16 protein-coding genes are annotated in these 18,287 nt (G+C 67.1%); 10 read left to right on the plus strand and 6 right to left on the minus strand.

The genetic code is table 11. The features are described 5' to 3' along the window. Window positions 1-17: 17 nt before the first annotated feature. Window positions 18-1,988 (minus strand): M13 family metallopeptidase, encoded by a 1,971-nt coding sequence (locus GON09_RS21090; protein ID WP_213933558.1) that lies wholly within the window; start codon window positions 1,986-1,988, stop codon window positions 18-20. A gap of 111 nt (window positions 1,989-2,099) precedes the next feature. On the opposite strand from GON09_RS21090, the gene GON09_RS21095 reads away from it, so the two are divergent. Next, the gene (locus GON09_RS21095) at window positions 2,100-3,305 is read left to right on the plus strand and encodes a serine hydrolase domain-containing protein (RefSeq protein WP_213933559.1); all 1,206 of its coding nucleotides are present in this window, start codon (window positions 2,100-2,102) and stop codon (window positions 3,303-3,305) included. A 27-nt stretch (window positions 3,306-3,332) separates the two neighbouring features. On the opposite strand, the gene GON09_RS21100 is transcribed toward GON09_RS21095, so the two are convergent. The 3 genes from GON09_RS21100 to GON09_RS21110 all read right to left on the minus strand — a co-directional run bounded on the left by GON09_RS21100 (window position 3,333) and on the right by GON09_RS21110 (window position 5,567). Beyond that, window positions 3,333-4,256 (minus strand): PaaI family thioesterase, encoded by a 924-nt coding sequence (locus GON09_RS21100; RefSeq protein ID WP_213933561.1) that lies wholly within the window; start codon window positions 4,254-4,256, stop codon window positions 3,333-3,335. 74 nt (window positions 4,257-4,330) lie between these two features. Beyond that, window positions 4,331-4,939 carry a DUF1707 SHOCT-like domain-containing protein gene (locus GON09_RS21105; protein ID WP_213933562.1) on the minus strand — a complete coding sequence of 203 codons (609 nt, stop codon included), beginning with the start codon at window positions 4,937-4,939 and terminating at the stop codon, window positions 4,331-4,333. Window positions 4,940-4,991: 52 nt separating this feature from the next. Continuing rightward, window positions 4,992-5,567 carry a response regulator gene (locus GON09_RS21110; RefSeq protein ID WP_213933563.1) on the minus strand — a complete coding sequence of 192 codons (576 nt, stop codon included), beginning with the start codon at window positions 5,565-5,567 and terminating at the stop codon, window positions 4,992-4,994. A gap of 21 nt (window positions 5,568-5,588) precedes the next feature. Here GON09_RS21110 and GON09_RS21115 point away from each other — a divergent pair, with 21 nt between their 5' ends. Both GON09_RS21115 and GON09_RS21120 read left to right on the plus strand, forming a co-directional pair. Next, on the plus strand, window positions 5,589-5,753 hold the full coding sequence (locus GON09_RS21115) for a hypothetical protein (RefSeq protein ID WP_374195354.1): 165 nt from the start codon (window positions 5,589-5,591) through the stop codon (window positions 5,751-5,753). A 118-nt stretch (window positions 5,754-5,871) separates the two neighbouring features. Then, window positions 5,872-6,342, plus strand: coding sequence for a VOC family protein (locus GON09_RS21120; RefSeq protein WP_213933564.1), 471 nt, complete (start codon window positions 5,872-5,874; stop codon window positions 6,340-6,342). A gap of 9 nt (window positions 6,343-6,351) precedes the next feature. Here the strand turns inward: GON09_RS21120 and GON09_RS21125 are convergent, their stop codons facing one another. Then, window positions 6,352-7,371, minus strand: a complete 1,020-nt coding sequence (locus GON09_RS21125) for a sigma-70 family RNA polymerase sigma factor (RefSeq protein WP_213933565.1) — start codon at window positions 7,369-7,371, stop codon at window positions 6,352-6,354. Between the two features lie 188 nt (window positions 7,372-7,559). Between GON09_RS21125 and GON09_RS21130 the strand changes: the two genes are divergently transcribed. The 7 genes from GON09_RS21130 to GON09_RS21160 all read left to right on the plus strand — a co-directional run bounded on the left by GON09_RS21130 (window position 7,560) and on the right by GON09_RS21160 (window position 15,463). Next, entirely contained in the window at window positions 7,560-8,996 is a 1,437-nt protein-coding gene (locus GON09_RS21130) for an ABC1 kinase family protein (protein ID WP_213934556.1), read from the plus strand. Window positions 8,997-9,107: 111 nt separating this feature from the next. Continuing rightward, window positions 9,108-9,917, plus strand: coding sequence for a crotonase/enoyl-CoA hydratase family protein (locus GON09_RS21135; RefSeq protein WP_213933566.1), 810 nt, complete (start codon window positions 9,108-9,110; stop codon window positions 9,915-9,917). Between the two features lie 33 nt (window positions 9,918-9,950). Continuing rightward, entirely contained in the window at window positions 9,951-11,108 is a 1,158-nt protein-coding gene (locus tag GON09_RS21140; RefSeq protein WP_059384086.1) for an acyl-CoA dehydrogenase family protein, read from the plus strand. A gap of 2 nt (window positions 11,109-11,110) precedes the next feature. Then, window positions 11,111-12,679: an acyl-CoA synthetase gene (locus tag GON09_RS21145; protein ID WP_213933567.1), complete on the plus strand. Its 1,569-nt coding sequence runs from the start codon at window positions 11,111-11,113 to the stop codon at window positions 12,677-12,679. After that, window positions 12,676-13,284: a TetR/AcrR family transcriptional regulator gene (locus GON09_RS21150; protein ID WP_307854435.1), complete on the plus strand. Its 609-nt coding sequence runs from the start codon at window positions 12,676-12,678 to the stop codon at window positions 13,282-13,284. Before GON09_RS21145 ends, GON09_RS21150 begins: the two co-directional genes overlap by 4 nt. After that, window positions 13,281-14,426 (plus strand): acyl-CoA dehydrogenase family protein, encoded by a 1,146-nt coding sequence (locus tag GON09_RS21155; RefSeq protein WP_213933569.1) that lies wholly within the window; start codon window positions 13,281-13,283, stop codon window positions 14,424-14,426. The genes GON09_RS21150 and GON09_RS21155 overlap by 4 nt, the downstream gene beginning before the upstream one ends. Further along, on the plus strand, window positions 14,423-15,463 hold the full coding sequence (locus tag GON09_RS21160; RefSeq protein ID WP_213933570.1) for an acyl-CoA dehydrogenase family protein: 1,041 nt from the start codon (window positions 14,423-14,425) through the stop codon (window positions 15,461-15,463). Before GON09_RS21155 ends, GON09_RS21160 begins: the two co-directional genes overlap by 4 nt. Before the next feature lie 147 nt (window positions 15,464-15,610). Here GON09_RS21160 and GON09_RS21165 read toward each other — a convergent pair whose 3' ends face one another. Next, entirely contained in the window at window positions 15,611-18,223 is a 2,613-nt protein-coding gene (locus GON09_RS21165; RefSeq protein WP_374195355.1) for an AMP-binding protein, read from the minus strand. Window positions 18,224-18,287: the final 64 nt, after the last annotated feature.

Here is an 18,287-nt window from a genome sequence, read left to right on the forward strand (position 1 = left end):
CAGTGTCGTTCGTGGAGCTACCAGATGCGCACGCGCTCCGAGGGGTCGAGATACAGTCCGTCGCCTTCGTGGACGTCGAACGCGTCGTAGAACGCGTCGATGTTGCGGATCACGCCGTTGCAGCGGAACTCCGGCGGCGAATGCGGATCGACCGCGAGCCGACGTGACGCCTCCTCGTCGCGAACCTTCGTGCGCCACACCTGAGCCCACCCGAAGAACACGCGCTGCAATCCGGTCAGGCCGTCGATGACCGGCGCAGGCCTACCGCCGAGCGCGATCTCGTAGGCCTTCAACGCGATCGACAGACCACCCAGATCTCCGATGTTCTCGCCGATCGTGAAACTGCCGTTGACGCGCTGTCCGGGAAGGGCTTTCGGCTCGAACCCGTCGTACTGCGCGATGAGTGCCGCGGTGCGCTTGCCGAATTCCTCGCGGTCCGAATCGGTCCACCAGTTCTCCAGGTTGCCGTCGCCGTCGTACTTCGCACCCTGATCGTCGAAGCCGTGACCGATCTCGTGTCCGATGACCGCGCCGATGCCGCCGTAATTCGCGGCGTCGTCGGCATGCAGGTCGAAGAACGGAGGCTGGAGAATCGTTGCGGGGAAGACGATCTCGTTCATCCCCGGGTTGTAGTAGGCGTTGACGGTCTGGGGCGTCATGAACCACTCGCCGCGATCCACCGGACCACCGAGCTTGCCGAGATCGCGGTCGTACTCGGCGGCGTACCCGCTGCGGTAGTTGCCCACCACGTCGTCGGGTGCGATCGTGACGGCGGAGTAGTCGCGCCAGGTGTCGGGATAACCCACCTTGGGTGTGAACTTCTCGAGCTTGCGCAGGGCGGCCTCACGCGTGGCCGGACTCATCCATTCGAGGTCGGTGATGGACTGCCGGTACGCCTCGGTGAGATTGTCGACGAGCACCTGCATCCGCGTCTTCGCCTCGGCGGGGAAGTGCCGTTCGACGTAGAGCTTGCCGACCGCCTCACCGAGCAGGTCCTGCACGAGCGACACACCGCGCTTCCAGCGGTCGCGGATCTCCTGCGTACCGGTGAGCGTGCGGCCGTAGAAGGCGAAGTTCTCCCCGACGAAGGCATCGGACAGATACGGGGCCCGCGCGCGCAGAACCCGCCACACGGCCCACGCCTTCCAGTCGTCGAGGTCCTCGTCGGCCCACAGCGCGGCGAACGTCTCGAGGAAGCTCGGCTGGCGCACCACGATCTCGGCCCACTGTTCGGTGGTCGCGCCGGTCGCGGTGATCCACCCCGCCCAGTCGAACTGCGGGAGTTCGGTGAGCAGCGAGTCGAGGGTGAGCAGGTTGTAGCTCAGGTCGGCGTCGCGACGCTTGACCACGTCCCAGTGGCCTGCGGCCAGCTTCGTCTCGAGCGCGACCACCTTCGCCGCGTCGTAGGGGAGGTCGGCGAGCGCGAACATCCGGCCGATGTGTGCGGTGTACTGCTCACGGATCTCGGCGTAGCGGTCCTCGCGGTAGTACGACTCGTCGGGCAGGCCGAGCCCGCCCTGCGAGACGTGCACGAGATACCGCTCGGAATTCTTCGAATCGGTGTCGACGTAGTGCGCGAGCGCGCCCGTCACGCCGGCGCGCTGCAGGCGTCCGAGCACCGCCGCGAACGCAGCACGGTCGGCAGCGTCGGATACGGCTCGGAGTTCGGCACGGATCGGGTCGAGACCGGCGGCCTCGATCGCCGCGGTGTCCATGAACGAGGTGTACAGGTCGCCGATCTTCTGGGCGTCGGTGCCCGGTTCGGCGCCGGACGCCGCGGCCTCCTCGATGATGGTCCGGACGTCGACCTCGGCCTTGTCGGCGAGGGTGCGGAACGCGCCGTCGAGTGCGCGATCGGCAGGAATCTCGTGTTCGGCCAGCCACCGGCCGTTGACGTGTTCGAACAGGTCGTCCTGAGGGCGGACCCGCTCGTCGACGTGTCCGAGGTCGATGCCGGAGCGGATCTCCGAGTTCTGCGCGAGGGTCATGCCTCACATCCTTACACTCGATTCGCCCGGCGTGCAGACACCGACGTGCAGATATCTGTGGAAGTGGGAGAACACGCACGCGGCCGGACGCAGGCTCCTAGCATCGGGCACATGACCGAAGGTTCCACGGCGGAGCCGCCCGCGGCGACCCCGTCGACACAGATGTTGGTGGATCCCCGCTTCATGCCCGTCGCGGATCTGTTCTTCCGCATGTTCTACAAGCCGAGCCAGGGTGGTGGCGCTCTCGCGTGCTACCTACACGGCGAACCCGTGCTCGACATCTGGGCGGGCTGGGCTGCGCGCGACAAGCGGTGGACGCGCGACACCGTCGTGCTGTCGTTCTCCACCGGCAAGGGGGTGGCCAGCACGGTGGTGCACCGCCTCGCCGAACGCGGGTTGCTCGACTACGACGCCGCCGTGGCCGAGTACTGGCCGGAGTTCGCCGCGGCCGGCAAGGAGACGATCACGCTGCGGCAACTCATGTCGCACCGTGCCGGACTGCACAGGGCGCGTGGTCTCGTGCCCGGCCGCGAGGGCCTGCTCGACTCCGAGTCGGTGGCCGCCGCGCTGGCCGCCGCACCGCCCGATCCCCGCCGATTCCACGGGCCGGGCTATCACGCCGTCACCTACGGAAACCTCGTCGCCGAGGTCGCGTCGCGCGTGTCGGGGGTGCCCTTCCAGGAACTGGTGCGCACCGAGATCGCCGAGCCGCTCGGCATGGACGAGTTCTGGTACTACGTGCCCGAGGACCAGCGACACCGCATCGCCCGGGTGTTCCCGAAGGTCAACTTCCTGCCGGCGCCGTGGACGACATCAGCGGCAGTGCTGTCGCACGCACCGGGAGTCCGAGGGTTGGCCGAGGCGGGCATGGCAGAGGGGTTCGACGAGCTGATGCGCAGTCCGTCGGCGCACGACGCCGTCATGCCGGGATGGAACGGTGTGTTCACCGCCCGGGCTCTCGCTCGCATGTACGCGGCGATCGCGAACGAGGGAGCAATCGACGGTGTCCGCCTGCTGAAAGAGGACACCGTCCAGCAGTTGCTCGAAGTGCAGACGCGGCGGCGAGACTACGTGCTCGGCATCCGGCCCAACTGGCGGCTGGGTTACCACCCCGGATGGGTCGCGCTGCGCGAGCAGCCGCTGCGCTCGGTCGGCCACTTCGGATTCGGCGGCTCGGGAGCGTTCGCCGACCCGGACACCGGGCTGTCGGTCGCTTTCGTCACCAACCGCATGGGCAACACCTTCACCACGATCTCCGACGGCCGGTTCCCGAGGCTCGGCGCGGCGGCCGTCACCGCCGCGCGCCGAGCAGCGTGATCAGAGGTCCACACCTACGTTGACCCGCTATGCGCGGGCGAGCAGCTGGATGTTGGCGTGTGCGCGCACGTAGACGGTGCCGTCGGCGCCGCACAGCGTCGTCTCGAAGGACGCGAGTCGCCGTCCGGCCCGCACCGCTTCGGACCGCAGTTCGATGACGGGACCGGGGGCAGCGGGCGAGCGGAGGTAGTCGAGTCCGATCTCCAGCACGCGATAGTCCTGACCGATACCCGTCAGGGTCTGCGCCGCCAGGCCGGTGACGGCTTCCGCCATCGACACGAGCACACCGCCCTGCACCGAACCGATCACGTTGGCCATCCACTCGAGCGGCGACACTCGGGCCTGCACGACGCCGCGCTCGGCAGCCGTCACCTCGAGTCCGAGCAGTCCGGCGAGGGGACCGCGCGGAAGGGAACCGGTGGAGATGCCCGTGACGATGTCGACGCCGGGCAGCTCGGCCAGAACGGCCGCGTCGGACCACGCTTCCGGCTCGCCGCGTTCCGGCACGGTCTCCGCCGCGTCCGGCCCGAGTTCCATCGGTGTGCGCCCGACGACGACGGATCGCCCGACCAGATGCGCGACGAGAGCACCCTGCTCGTCGCGCACGTCGGTGCGCGACACCGCGGTCGAGTCGTCGTAGTACAGGCTGCTGCCGCGGCCGACGAGAGTGCCCGAAGAGGGGAAGGGGTGCGCGAGCGTCGCCGTCAGGTGCGACAACACGGTTTGCGGCCGGTCGCCGGTCTCGGCGAACCGGGCGAGGCCGGCGGGTGCGCCCGCAGCGAAGTCGGTGAAGACGCCGACGGAGGCGAGGGTCGTCTGCCCGCGGTGGTCGAACAGGTGCGGCCCGACAGGTTGGGTGACCGAGACCGACGCGTCGTCGGCGACCTCGATGTCGACGCCCATGAAACGACCCGGACGGTCGACGGAGAAGTGTGCGGTCTCGATAGCCATCCCTTGCTTCTATCAGGGACGGCGCAGCGGAGCGCGGGCGGGGAGTGGTTCGCCCGGGCGCAGGGGCGGTGGGCTCAGCTCTGCGGCGTCTCCGGACCGCGACGACCCTCCAGTTCCCGGATCCGCTTCGACGCCTCCTCGAGCCGCTTCTTCCGTTCCGCGGCCTCCGATTTCTTCAGCTCCTCGTAGACCTTCTCGTCGTCGTCGCTGTACTTCAGGATCAGACGCGGAACGCTGAGCGTGACGATCAGCGACGGCCACACGATCCACGCGTAGCTCCAGTCGAGGGCGATCTGCAGGACGAGGAAGGTCACCAGGGTGATGCCGATGATGATCCAGTCCAGTGTCTCGACCATGCTCCCGCGTTCGCGGAGCGACGCCAGTTCGTCCTCCGCCGACTGCGGCGCTGCAGGAGATGCGGCGGGGTGAACCGCCGGGGCCGAGACGTCGGGGATCATCCGGATGTGGCCGTCGATCTGCTCGAGGGGCACCCCGCCGGGCAACCCTCGGAAGGAGGGGGACAACGCCGAAAACGTTCGCGCCGAAGATATCTCCCCGGACCGTTCGTAGAACTCGGCACTGTCGAGGCGGCCCGCGGCGTAGTGCTCGCCGAGCGTGTTCAACGCGTGCATGCGTTCGGCGTCGCTGAGCAGCAGGTCGTCGTGATCGAAATTGCCGGTCATTGCTTTCCCGCGCTTTCGGAGTCGGTTGTCGAGTCCTCGTGCATCCCTGATCCTAGGGCCGGCGACCGGACATGTCCCGGGCGAGGATGGCCGCCTGGATCCGCGATTGCACACCCAGTTTGTGGAGCACCCGGGCGACGTGGGTCTTCGCCGTGTTCTCGCCGATGACGAGACGGGTTGCGATCTGGCGATTGGACAGGCCCTCCCCGAGGCATGCGAAGCCCTCCTGCTCACGAGCGGTGAGGGCATCGACATCCGGTCCGTCCGGAAGGTCTTCCTGCCGAGGAGAGTTGGAGACGAATGCGTCGATCACCGTTCGGGTGATCTGCGGAGAGAGTGCGGACTCGCCCGCGTGCACCGCCCGGATCGCGTCGAGCATGGCGTCCGCCGACGCGGTCTCGAGGAGATATCCGGCTGCTCCGGCACGCAGGCTCTCGAAGACGTACTCGTCGATCTCGAAGCTTGTCAGCACCAGCACCCGGGCTCTCGTCTCCCGAGTGATGGTGCGGGTCGCAGCGATCCCGTCGACATGCGGCATACGGATGTCCATGAGGACGACATCCGGGTCGAGCGCACGGGCCCGGGACACTGCGACGGCCCCGTCGGCGGCTTCACCTGCCTTCCGCAAGGAATGTGCGGACTTCGGGCGGTGGCTGATCGCGGCCGGAATCAGCGGGGCACCGTTCTCGGGCTCGGATCGACGGTCGCGAACACCGACCAGGCCTCGGCACTGTACGGAATCTTCCCCACCCTGGGCGTGATCACGGTGATCTGGCTGATCACGGGACCGGTATGGGTGCTCGGGAAGCAGTGACGAAGACGTCGTACCAGGAGATTTCGGGGTGGGTGATGAGTTCTCGCCGAGTATTCGGTCTGTATCCGTGACATCCACACCGCGTCCCGCACGGGGACGATCGAACACAGGAGAAACCATGTCGCGCATGCTGTTCGTCAACCTCGCCGTCGAGAACGTCGCCGCCTCCCGCGAATTCTTCGACAAACTCGGATTCATCTTCAACGACATGTTCTGCGACGAGAACACCGCGTGCCTGGAGATCAACGAGCAGACCTACGTGATGTTGCTCGAGAAGCCACGTTTCCGCGACTTCATCAACGACGACATCTGCGACACCACGAAGGCCCGCGAGGCGCTGCTGTGCGTGTCGGCCGACAGTCGCGAGGCCGTCGATGCGCTCGTGGACGGTGCCGTTGCCGCGGGTGGTAGCGAGTGGGCGACGTCCGGCGGTCAGAAGGCACAGGAGGAGATGGGGGACTTCGCCCACCAGCGGGCCTTCCTCGACCTGGACGGTCACGTCTGGGAGGTCATGTGGATGGACATGTCGGCCGCGGCGCAGGCGTGGGCACCGGAGGACGCCGAGGAGAGCGCCGCCGCCGAAGCCTGACCGTGCGGTTCAGCGGGCTGCCGGGTCCTCCGGCAGCCCGAATCGCGCGAACAACGCGGCGGTGTCGTCGGAGAAGAAGACGGTGGCGTGCGTGACTCTACCGCCGACGATGTCGAGCACTTGCAGTTGGAAAGGGTGGTGGCGGCCGTCCTCCCCCCGCATGTACAGCCCGAATGCCGGTTGGCCGTTCGCCACGGTGGGCAGCAGCACCTGGTCGCCGGGGCCCTTTGCGGGGCAGTTCTTCTTGATGAGGGTGACGATCGCGTCGGGGCCCTGGTACCAGCCCTCGAACGGCGGCATCTCCCAGACGGCGTCCTGAGTGAGCATCTCGACGAGCGAGTCGATGTCGTACTTCTCGAAACCGTCGACCCAGCGCTGCAGCAACGCCTTGGTCTCGGCGCTGTCGGGTTCGGCGAGCTCGTCGTCGCGGACATGGGCGTCCTTCAGCTGTGCCCGCGCCCGCTGCAGGAGGCTGTTGACCGCGGCCGTCGACGTGTCGAGCGCGGCCGCGACCTCGGTGGCGCGCCATTGCAGGACTTCGCGGAGCAGCAGGACCGCCCGCTGGCGGGCGGACAGATGCTGCAGGGCGGCGACGAACGCGAGACGCACGGAATCGCGGGAGGCGGCGATGGTGGCGGGATCCGACGGATCGTCGGCGGTGTACCCGACGGGTAACGGTTCGAGCCAGGGCACCTCGGGACGGGTGACCAGGTCCTCGGTGGGATCGGAACTCGGCGCGCCGAGCCCGGTGGGCAACGGCCGGCGACTGCGACTCTCGAGCGCCGTCAGGCACACATTGGTGGCGATGCGGTGCAGCCACGTGCGCAATGAGGAGCGGCCGCCGAAGTTCTCGTAGCCGCGCCAGGCGCGCAGGTAGGTCTCCTGGACCAGGTCTTCCGCATCGTGCAGCGACCCGCTCATGCGGTAACAGTGTGCGAGCAGTTCTCGGCGGAACGGCTCGGCGAGCTCCATGAAATCGGTCGACGTCGATGTCGAGCCGGCTGATTCTTCGAGCAGTTGTTCGGTCATGAGCGCGATACCCCCGGCTGGTCGGACCCGAATCCGCTACCCGTCAGAGAGTAGTCGGGGGTACCGACAGACGACAGCGATAATTGCCGGGTCTCGATCGAGGCGCCGGATGCAGGTACCGTGCACGAAGTCGCGCCGAGGTGAGCGCGTGGTGGACGGAGTGGGGACAGATCGTGCACGAGTACACGCTGCGCGAGGGCGTATCCGACGGACAGAACCGCAGCGGACCCGACTGCACCGCACCGGTCGGCCCGTACGCGAACGGCCTCCCACCCGGTGCCCTGGACGTCGAACGACCCGCGCTCGACCGATTCGGGCCGGCCGAGCTCGGGCGGGCCGTGGTCGTTGCCGCCGTTCTGATCGCCTTCGTGGTGTGGGCGGTGCTGTGGTGGACCGTCCGGCCCCGGCAGCACAGCGTCGTCGAAGCGGCCGCGCACGGCACCGTCGATGCCTTCGAACATCTCGGACCGACCTTCGTGAAGCTGGGCCAGCTCATCGCGTCGTCGCCCGGATTGTTCCCCGCCGCCCTCGCCGATGCGTGCCTGCGCATGCTCGACGACGTTCCCACCTTCCCTTCCGCGCAGGCCCGCGCGGTGATCGAGGAGGATCTCGGACATCGCATCGACGAGATGTTCGAGTCGTTCGACGACGTGCCGCTCGCCGCCGCGTCGGTCGCCCAGGTGCACGGGTGCGTGCTGCGCGACGGCCGCCGGGCCGTGGTGAAGGTGCAGCGACCGGGGATCGCGCACCGCATGCTCGTCGATCTGCGGGCCGCCTACATGGGCGCGAAGTTGCTGCAGATCTTCGAGTTCTTCCGCATCGCGAACACGCCGGGAATCATCCGCGATCTCTACAACGCGACGATGACCGAGCTCAACGCGGCGGTCGAAGCGGATCGTCAGGATCGCTTCCGCCGCAACATCTCCGCCTTCGGTGACAACACCTTCGTCACGGTGCCCGAGGTGTACTGGCAGTGGTGCGGGCCGCGGGTGATCTGCATGGAGCGACTGCAGGGCAAGCCGGTCGACCGGGTGGTGCCGGGTCAGGACGATCTCGACACCTCCCTGCTGGTGCGCCGCGGCGTGAAGGTGTGGATGGAGGCGGTGCTGTGTCACGGCCCGTTCCACGGCGACGTGCACGCGGGCAATCTCTGGCTGCTCGACGACGGGCGCGTGGCGCTGCTCGACTTCGGCATCGTCGGCGAACTGCCCGAGAAGTGGCGCTCTCTGCTGCGGGCGTTGTTCCGCGCCGCGCTGCTCGACGGGGACTTCACGGCGGTCGCGCAGAGTGTGCGGGCTCTCGGGGTCGCCGCCGACCTCGACGTCGACGACGTGGCGGTCGGACGGCAGGTCGCCGAGATCTTCGGTCCGCTGCTCGGTCAGGACGTGGGGGAGTTGCGGCTCAGTGAGCTGATCGGCGCGCTCGTCTCGCTCGGACGCAAGTGGAATACGTCCACTCCGGAGGAACTCGTGTTGTTCGGGAAGCAGCTCGGATACTTCGAGCGGTATGCGACCGCTCTGGCACCCGGTTGGGTGCTCGGTCGCGACCCGTTCGTCTTCCGGAACATCTTCCCGGAGGAAGTCGCCATAAGAATCGCCGAATCGAACGTGAGCCTGCCCGACTGAGTCAGGACCCCCTGCGGCCTTTACAGGATCCGGCGCACCCCGTAATTTGAACGATCGTTCGACCTAATTATGGTGCGAGCCACACTGGCTACCGGAAGGACCGCGACCGCAATGGCAACTTCGCAGGACGTCGTACTGAGCACGCGCGACGGCAACGTCGTGACCTGGACGATCAATCTTCCGGAGGCGCGCAACCCGATCTCCGGCGACGACGTCGTCGACCGCTTGGTCGAGCTCGTCGAGGAGGCCAACCGCGACATCGACACCCGCGTCGTCATCCTTACCGGCGCCGGATCGGCCTTCTCGGCCGGCGGCAACGTCAAGGACATGGACGAGCGTCGCGGCATGTTCGGCGGTGCACCCCACGCGCTGCGTGAGGGTTACCGCCGCGGCATCCAGCGTCTGCCTCGCGCCATCTATCACTGCGAGGTCCCGATCATCGCCGCCGTCAACGGACCCGCGGTGGGTGCCGGTTGCGACCTCGCGATGATGTGCGACATGCGGATCGCCTCGACGAAGGCGTTCTTCGCGGAGAGCTTCGTCAAGCTCGGCATCATCCCCGGCGACGGGGGCGCCTGGCTGCTGCCGCGCGCGATCGGTGCGGCGCGCGCCGCCGAGATGGCCTTCACCGGTGATCGTGTCGATGCCGCGACGGCACTCGACTGGGGCATGGTCTCGCAGGTCGTCGACCCTGAGCAGCTCCTCGACGCCGCGAACGCGCTCGCCGCGCGTGTCGCCGTCAACCCCCCGAACGCACTGCGCATGACGAAGAAGCTGTTGCGCGAGGGCCAGCGCGTCGATCTCGACACGCTGCTCGAACTCTCGGCCTCCCTCCAGGCCCTCTCGCACCACAGCGAGGACCACCGCGAAGCCCTCTCGGCGTTCCTCGAACGACGCACCGGCGACTTCACCGGCAACTGACCTCCCCATCCCCCCGACTCCAGAGGACAAGCCATGCAGCGGACGATCTTCACCGAAGAACACGAGCAGTTCCGGAAGATGGTGCGCGACTTCATCGAACGTGAGGTCGCGCCGCATCGCGAGGAATGGGACGAGATGGGTCGCCCGCCCCGCGAATTCTTCCGTCGGCTGGGCGAACTCGGCATCCTGGGGATCCAGGTCCCCGAGGAGTTCGGCGGAGGCGGCGAGTCCAGCTTCAAGTTCAACACGATCGTCTTCGAAGAGGTTGCCCGCGCAGGAGTCTCCTTCGGTTCCTACACGGTGCACGCCTGCCTGATCCTCCCGTACCTGCTCGAATACGCCACCGAGGAGCAGAAGCAGCGCTGGCTGCCCGGCTTTGCCGACGGCTCGATCATGACGGCGATCGCGATGACCGAACCGGGCACCGGATCCGACCTGGCGAACATCGCCACCTCGGCGAAGCTGTCCGAGGACGGCAAGCACTACATCATCAACGGTGCGAAGACGTTCATCACCGGCGGCGTCACCGCCGACCTCATCCTGACGGTGTGCCGCACCAGTCCGTTCGATCCCGAGAACCGCCGCGGCGGACTGTCGATCATCGCGGTGCCCACCGACAGCGAGGGTTTCGCGGTGGGCCGCAAGCTCGACAAGATCGGCCTGCACCAGCAGGACACCGCCGAACTGTCGTACACCGATGTGAAGGTGCCGGTCGAGAACCTCCTCGGCGAGGAGGGCGCGGGCTTCGGGTACCTCACCCACAACCTGCCCCAGGAGCGTCTGAGCATCGCCCTGAACCAGGTCGGCTTCGCCGAGGCCGCCATCGCGCACGCGATCGCATACACCAAGGAGCGCAAGGTGTTCGGCAAGCCGGTCGCGTCGTTCCAGAACACGAAGTTCGTGCTCGCCGAGTGCTCGGCCGAGACGCAGGCCGCGCGTGTCTACGTCGACCACTGCCTCGAGCTGCTCGACCGCAAGGAACTGACGGTCGCGGATGCGGCCCGCGCGAAGCTGTTCTGCACCGAGGTCTCCGGCCGTGTCATCGACAAGTGCCTGCAGCTGCACGGCGGCTACGGCTACATCACCGAGTACCCCATCGCCCGGTTGTACGCCGACACCCGCGTGACCCGGATCTACGGTGGCACCAGCGAAGTCATGAAGACGATCATCTCCAAGGATCTGGGGCTGTAGGCATGTACCCGGGCCGTCACGCCGCTGTCGCCCCGGACCGGCCCGCGGTGCACGAGGCCGCGACCGGTCGGACGCTCACCTATCGGGAACTCGAGGACGCGTCCGTCCGGTTCGCGCACTGGTTGCGCGCACACGACGTCGGGAAGGGCGACCACATCGCGGTCGTCACCGTCAACGACGCCACGGCGTTCGAACTGTACTGGGGTGCAGTGAGGTCGGGGGTGTACGTCACCTTCGTCAACACGCACCTCGCTCCGGTCGAGGCCGCGTACATCGTCGACGACTGCGACGCGAAGGTGCTCGTGGTCTCGTCACCCCTCGCCGACCTCGCCGAGGCGATCGTGCCGCTCACCCCGAAGGTGGCGCACCGCGTCGCATTCGGGGGAGTCGTGCCCGGACACATGGTGTACGAGGAGGAGGTGGCGGGTCTTCCGATCACTCCGATGGCGGACGAGCCTCGCGGCAGCGACATGCTGTACTCCTCGGGCACGACCGGCCGCCCCAAGGGCATCAAGCCGGCTCTCTCCGGGGCTCAGGTCGGTGACGAGCCCGGTCCTCCTCTCCTGAAACAAGTGCGCCGGTTCGGTTTCGACGAGAACACCGTGTACCTGTCTCCGGCGCCGATCTACCACGCCGCGCCCTTGCGGTACGGCGTGTCGACGCAGGCGCTCGGCGGCACGGTCGTGCTCATGGACCGGTTCGATCCCGAGCGCAGCCTCGAGTGCATCGAGCGCTACCGCGTGACCCACAGCCAATGGGTGCCCACGCATTTCGTGCGCCTGCTGAAACTGCCGCGCGAGGTCCGGGAGCGCTACGACCTGTCGTCGATGCGGTGTGCGCTGCATTCGGCCGCGCCGTGCCCGGTCGAAGTCAAGCAGGAACTCATGCGGTGGTGGGGCGAGATCGTCTACGAGTACTACTCGGCGACCGAGGCGATCGGTAACACCCTCGTCACGCCGCAGGAGTGGCTCGACAAGCCCGGCACGGTCGGGAAGACCGGCGGCCCGGGCACTCTCGGCCTTGCGCGGATCTGCGACGAGCGGGGAAGTCGGTTGCCTGCCGGGCAGACCGGAACCGTCTACTTCGAGCGGGACGACTTCTCGTTCGAGTACCACAAGGATCCGGAGAAGACGGCGTCCACCCGGCATCCCTTCGAGGGGAACTGGTTCACCACCGGCGACATCGGATATCTCGACGAGGACGACTATCTGTTCCTCACCGGGCGCGACAAGTTCACGATCATCTCTGGTGGGGTGAACATCTATCCGCAGGAAATCGAGAACGTCCTCGCGTTGCACCCATCGATCGCCGACGTTGCGGTGGTCGGTGTGCCGGATGCGGACCGCGGTGAACGTGTCGAAGCGTTCGTGCAGCTCGTCCCTGAGGTGGACGGATCCGACGAGCTCGAGGACGACATCATCGAGTTCTGCCGAGAACACCTCTCGCGTTTCAAGTGCCCCCGGCACGTGCGGTTCGTCGACGAACTTCCGCGCACGCCGACGGGCAAGATGGTCAAGGGTCGGCTCGGTGAGCTGATCGCGCAGTACGCCGATTCGGGAGCGTTGTCGTGAGAGTGCTGTCGCCGAAACAGCGCATCTTCATCGAGGCGGGCCGGAAGGAGTTCGTGCGCAACGGATACGGCTCGTCGTCGATCCGGACGATCGCGCAGGAGGCAGGCGTGAGCCTGTCCGCGCTGTACTACCACTACAAGAACAAACAGGATCTGCTGCTGGCGATCCTGCTCGACGGCGTCGACACCTACGACGCGGTCTGCGACGCCGAACTCGCCCGCGTCGGCGACCATCCGGTCGAGCAGATCCGCGCGTTCGTCAAGGGAAACGTCATCTTCCGCACGCAGTTCCCAGAGCAGGGGCGGATGATCGCCACCGAGGTGCGCAACCTCGAACCCGAGGGTGCGCGCCTGTACGAGGAGCGCCGGCGTGCCGGCCGGCAGCGAATCCGCGACATCATCGATCGCGGTGTGGCACAAGGTGTCTTCACCACGAAGTATCCCGACGATTGCCGCCGATCGATTCTGGCGATGGTCTCTGCGATCGCCAACTGGTACGACCCTGCCGGACCGGACACCCCGGACGAGATCGCGGAACGTTACGCGGACCTGTCGCTGGCGCTGTTGTGTCCTACCGTCACCGGTGGAGAAGGAGATTCACGATGAGTGCACGACTCGTGCCGAGGGCGGGCACCCCCGACCCGGCACTGACCGAACTCCGTGCCGAGGTGCGGGCGTTCCTGAAGGAACAGATCGACGCGGGAGTGTTCACGCCGGGTATCGATACCTGGCTGACGCGATGGAACCCCGAGTTCACTCGGGCGCTGGCCGCCCGCGGCTGGGTCGGCATGACGATCCCTGTCGAATACGGCGGACACGGAAGAACTTTCATGGAGCGGTTCGTCGTCACCGAGGAGTTGCTCGCAGTGGGAGCGCCGGTCGCCGCTCAGTGGGTCGCCGACCGCCAGGCCGCTCCGTCGCTGCTGAAATACGGCACCGAGGAACAGAAACAGCGGTTCCTGCCGGGCATCGCGGCGGGTGAGATCTGCTGGGCCATCGGCATGTCCGAGCCGGACTCCGGATCCGACCTCGCCAGTGTGAAAACCAAGGCGACCCGGGTCGACGGCGGGTGGCGGATCTCCGGCACCAAGTTGTGGACGTCGGGAGCGCACCACGCCGACGCCTTCTTCGGCCTCGCCCGCTCGGCCCCGCTCGATCCGGCGCACCGCCACGACGGGCTGAGCCAGTTCATCGTTCTGCTCGACTCCCCGGGTGTGACGATCCGCCCGATCCTGTCGATGTCCGGCGACCACCACTTCAACGAGGTGCTGCTCGACGACGTCTTCGTCCCGGACGACCTGGTGCTCGGGCAGATCGGTGCCGGCTGGGAACAGGTGACGAGCGAACTCGGCTACGAGCGCAGCGGTCCCGAACGTTTCCTGTCGACCTTCGGGGTGCTCGAGTCCCTTGTGCACGGTGTCGTCGACGGCAGCGTCGAACCGGACACCCGTATCGGAGCGACCATCGGACGCATCGCGGGAATGCATCGCATGTCCACCGCGGTCTCCGAATCCCTCGAGCGTGGCGAGAACGCCGAGCTCGCGGCGTCGGTCGTGAAGGTGCTCGGCACGAAGACCGAGGGTGATCTCGCCGATCTCGCCGACGAGATCGCGGGATACACCGCGGCCGACGCACATCTGGCCGAGCTCGTCCGGGCAGGCGTCATGCAACGACCGGGTTTCACACTGCGCGGCGGCACGAGCGAAATCCTCCGCGGGGTCATCGCACGAGGATTGGGGATGAGATGAGCGGGCAGGACGCACTGCAGTCGACGGAACTGCGCGACTTCACACAGATGCTGTCCGAGGTGTTCACCTCGGGTGACGACCACCGCATCGGCGAGGTCGTCGAACTCGATCGCGCCCTGTGGTCCACCCTCACCGAACTCGGCCTCGATCGGCTGACCGGTTCGGAGGAGAGCGGTGGAAGCGGCGCGGGGTGGCGCGAGGCCGCTCTGCTGCTCGAAGCGACCGGCGGTGCGGCTGCTGCCGTGCCGGTCGCGGAGAACGACCTGCTCGCGGGGTGGTTGCTCGAGACCGTCGGGCTCGACGTCACGCCGGGTGTGCGTACCGCGGCAGTCCTCGACGCCGATGGCCGGGCACGTCACGTGCCGTGGGCCCGATTCGCGGACTCCATCGTCGTTCTGTGGGAGTCGCCGCAGGGATGGCAGGTCGCCGAGGTCGCGCGCGGCGACGTCGAACTCGTCGAGGCCGTGAATCTGGCGGCGGAGCCCCGCGACCATCTGCGTGTCGATCTGTCGGCGCTCTCCGGACGGGACGTTCCGGCAGGTGTCGCCGACGAGTTCCGCTACCGTGGTGCGCTCGCGCGGGCTCTCGCCTCCGCGGGCGCCATGGATCGGATCCTCGAGCTCGTCGTCGAACACACTACGGCGCGTGTGCAGTTCGGTCGCCCGCTGGGCAAGTTCCAGGCCGTGCAGGCACTCGTCGCCGACCTCGCCACCGAGGCCTCGCTCGCGCACGCTGCCGCCGATGCGGCGGTGGATGCCGTTCTCGCAGGAGGATTCGGGGACGCGTCGACGCGTTTCGCGATCGCTGCTGCGGCGTCGTGCGCAGGTCACGCGGCCTCGATCGTCGCCCGCAACGCGCATCAGGCACTCGGCGCAATCGGTTTCACGATGGAACACGAACTGCACCGACATGCCAACCGGATCCTGTCGTGGCGCAGCGAATTCGGCACCGTCTCATCCTGGGATGCCGAACTGCTCGCCGCGGCCGGTGAGGCCGGGGATGTGTGGGCCTTGATCACCGGTGGCCCGGCACGCTGACGAGCACGAGACATGTCGGGCCGGTCACCGTGGTGACCGGCCCGACATGTCGGCGCATGCTTCAACGTGATCTCATCGATGTCGTTCACAGGGGCGAGGAGTGCACACCACGCGTCCCGGGATCTTCGAACCAGTAGCAGTGACAGTTCACGCCACCGGGGATCTCCCCGGCATCTCCGCAGGGTGGGACGGGGGCGAACCACTGCTGGTACCGGCCGGATTCGGATCGGATTTCGCCCGCGCAGCAGCGACCCGTCGACGCAGGGCAAGGGTGACCGTCACGGCTTGCCAGAAGAGAATGCCGACCAGAATCGACAGGGCGAACGCCAACCAGGGATGGTCCTCTCGCAACGGCAGATACACCTGGAAGTGCGTCAGGTAGATGTAGAGCGACGCGCTCGCCAGCACCCCTGCGATTCGGCTCAGCACAGGTGGGCAGGGAACGGACTCGAGCCACACCAGCAGGCCCAGCCCACCGATGACGAGAAGTTCTCGCTGGAGATCACCCGAGAAGTATCCGGGCACCGTGGCTGCGATCACCGCCGTGACGATCATTCGGTGCCACACGGTCGTCGACGTAGCGGCAGCCCAGCCCAGGGCGAACAACCAGAAGACCATCGACGCGCTCAGAATCAGATTGTTGCCGTCCCCGAGCTCGATCACGCGGTAGCGGGGGAGCAGACCCACACCCACCAAGGCCATCGCGAACCAGAACGAGTGCCTGCGCTCAACACGGTCGATGAGCGGGATGGACAACACCGCGATGACTACGAGCAGGATGTACACGATCGCTTCGATGAACCAATACCGCCATTCGGGCGTCCACCCGTCGGGGCCGAGAATGCCGTTGAGCAACAACGCACTGGTCACGAGATAGTCCCCGGTCAGTGCGATCACGACGCCGAGCCAGACCATGCTGGGTACGGCAATCCGGGCGACGCTGCCCAGGACATGTCGCACCCGCTCGGTACGGGGAGTGGCGAGATGAAAGCGTGCGAAGTTGTAGCCGGCGACCCCCAGCAGCACATGCGCGCCGCCGAGCGCGCCGAACAACCGGATGTGCGAACCGACGATCAGCACGATCGCAACAGCGCGGAGCAGCACGTTGGTCTCGACCGCCCGCCACCATCGTCGCCGGGGCGTAGGCACGAAATCCTTGATCGCGGTGGTGTGCCAGTTCTGGGGTAGATAGCCGAGCATGCGCTCGAGCCGCAGAGACATCTGCACATAGGACAGCGAGTCGCCGCCCAGGCTCACGAACGAGCTGTCGTCGGTGACCTGCCCACTGTGCAGCACCTCGGCATACAGGGCCCGCAGGGCGGCCGTGTCCACGACGGTGCTCTCTGCCTCGGGTGAATCGGGCGTCGCGTGGTGCACGAGCTCGGCCACTGCCCGAAGGTCGGGTTTGCCCGTGCCGGTCCGCGGAAGCTCGTCGACGAGACACACCCGCACGGCCGCGACGGGAAGACCGCAGGCCCGTGCGCTCGCGGACCGGATCGCCTCGAGATCGCTCGCGCCTTCGACCGCCACGATCATGTCGTCCGTCCCGCCGACACAGCATGCCGTCAGTCCCTGTTCGGCGAGGGTCGTCTCGACCTGCTGCAGGTCGATCCGTAGCCCGAAGATCTTGACGAAACGGCTGCGTCGGCCCACCACCTCGTACACGCCGCCGTCGATCTGCCGCGCGAGGTCGCCGGTCCGCAGTTCACCCTCGAGGACGTCCCCGAGACCCAGATCCTCGGGCGTGTGCGCGTAGCCGAGCATCACGTTCGGCCCCGTGTAGATCAGTTCACCGGTGCCGTCCGGAGCGTCCGGTATCGGCTCGAGCCGGAAGGATCCACCGGGAACAGCTCGTCCGATCGACTGCGGATAGTCGGAGGCGAGTTCCGGAGGCAGGTACGCCATCCGTGCGGTCGCCTCCGTCTGCCCGTACATGACGAAGAAATCCCAGCCCCGCTCACGGCCCGACTGCGTATAGGCACGGACCCGATCCGGTGAGAGTCGACCGCCGGCCTGGGTGATGTAGCGCAGGTCGGGTAGGTCCAGTTCGTCGAATCCGAACCGATCGAGCAGATCGAACGTGTAGGGCACGCCGGCGAAGCTGGTGCCGCGGTGGTCTCGGAACAGCTCCCAGAACGCCGGGTCGGTCACCGAGCGGCTCGTGAGGATCACTGCGGCTCCGCGCAGTAGGTGGCTGTGGATGACAGAGAGCCCGTAGCAGTAATGCATCGGCAGCGTCGTCACTGCCCGGTCGGTACTACGGATGTCGAGGTACTCCGCGATCGACTCTGCATTGGACTGCACGTTGCGATGGGACAGGCGGACGAGTTTCGGGGAGCCCGTCGAGCCGGAGGTGCTCAGTAGCAGCGCCAGGTCGGGGTGCAGTACATGCGCAGAACCGTCACCCCGTTCCTCGATCGTCACGGTCCCGTCGATACTGCGCACCACCACGTCGGGTCGGTATGCGGCGATCAGGCCTTCCAGGGCGGCGGGGTTGTCGCCCGGCGCCAGCAGAACCGGGTGTCCGGCGAGTAGGGCTGCAAGGTAGACGACAAGTACATCGATCTCGTTGGCACCTGCGATCAACACCAGTCTGCGGGTGTTGCCCAGCCGGGCAGTTGCCCGATGGACTCGGTCGGCCAGGTGGCTGTAGGTGACGGTTTCCTGCTGGGTGATCAAGGCTGGGGCGTCACCGAAGTCTTCCAGATGGAGGACGAAACGCACGCGAGGATGTTCCTTGCGGAAGGACGGGCTGAGCACCGACAGAGTGTAAGGGCTGCCGAACCCGATAACCGAGGGCTTGAAAAAGCCTTTACCACCACCC

The organism is Rhodococcus sp. B50 (assembly GCF_013602415.1).
Lineage (GTDB): Bacteria > Actinomycetota > Actinomycetes > Mycobacteriales > Mycobacteriaceae > Rhodococcus.

Excerpts from the sequence above, each read along its gene's own strand:
- GON09_RS21120 (WP_213933564.1), top strand. The coding sequence starts at position 5,872 with ATGTCGCGCATGCTGTTCGTCAACCTCGCCGTCGAGAACGTCGCCGCC.
- GON09_RS21100 (WP_213933561.1), bottom strand. The coding sequence starts at position 4,256 with ATGGCTATCGAGACCGCACACTTCTCCGTCGACCGTCCGGGTCGTTTC.
- GON09_RS21095 (WP_213933559.1), top strand. The coding sequence starts at position 2,100 with ATGACCGAAGGTTCCACGGCGGAGCCGCCCGCGGCGACCCCGTCGACA.
- GON09_RS21135 (WP_213933566.1), top strand. The coding sequence starts at position 9,108 with ATGGCAACTTCGCAGGACGTCGTACTGAGCACGCGCGACGGCAACGTC.
- GON09_RS21125 (WP_213933565.1), bottom strand. The coding sequence starts at position 7,371 with ATGACCGAACAACTGCTCGAAGAATCAGCCGGCTCGACATCGACGTCG.
- GON09_RS21145 (WP_213933567.1), top strand. The coding sequence starts at position 11,111 with ATGTACCCGGGCCGTCACGCCGCTGTCGCCCCGGACCGGCCCGCGGTG.
- GON09_RS21155 (WP_213933569.1), top strand. The coding sequence starts at position 13,281 with ATGAGTGCACGACTCGTGCCGAGGGCGGGCACCCCCGACCCGGCACTG.
- GON09_RS21090 (WP_213933558.1), bottom strand. The coding sequence starts at position 1,988 with ATGACCCTCGCGCAGAACTCGGAGATCCGCTCCGGCATCGACCTCGGA.
- GON09_RS21140 (WP_059384086.1), top strand. The coding sequence starts at position 9,951 with ATGCAGCGGACGATCTTCACCGAAGAACACGAGCAGTTCCGGAAGATG.
- GON09_RS21160 (WP_213933570.1), top strand. The coding sequence starts at position 14,423 with ATGAGCGGGCAGGACGCACTGCAGTCGACGGAACTGCGCGACTTCACA.
- GON09_RS21105 (WP_213933562.1), bottom strand. The coding sequence starts at position 4,939 with ATGACCGGCAATTTCGATCACGACGACCTGCTGCTCAGCGACGCCGAA.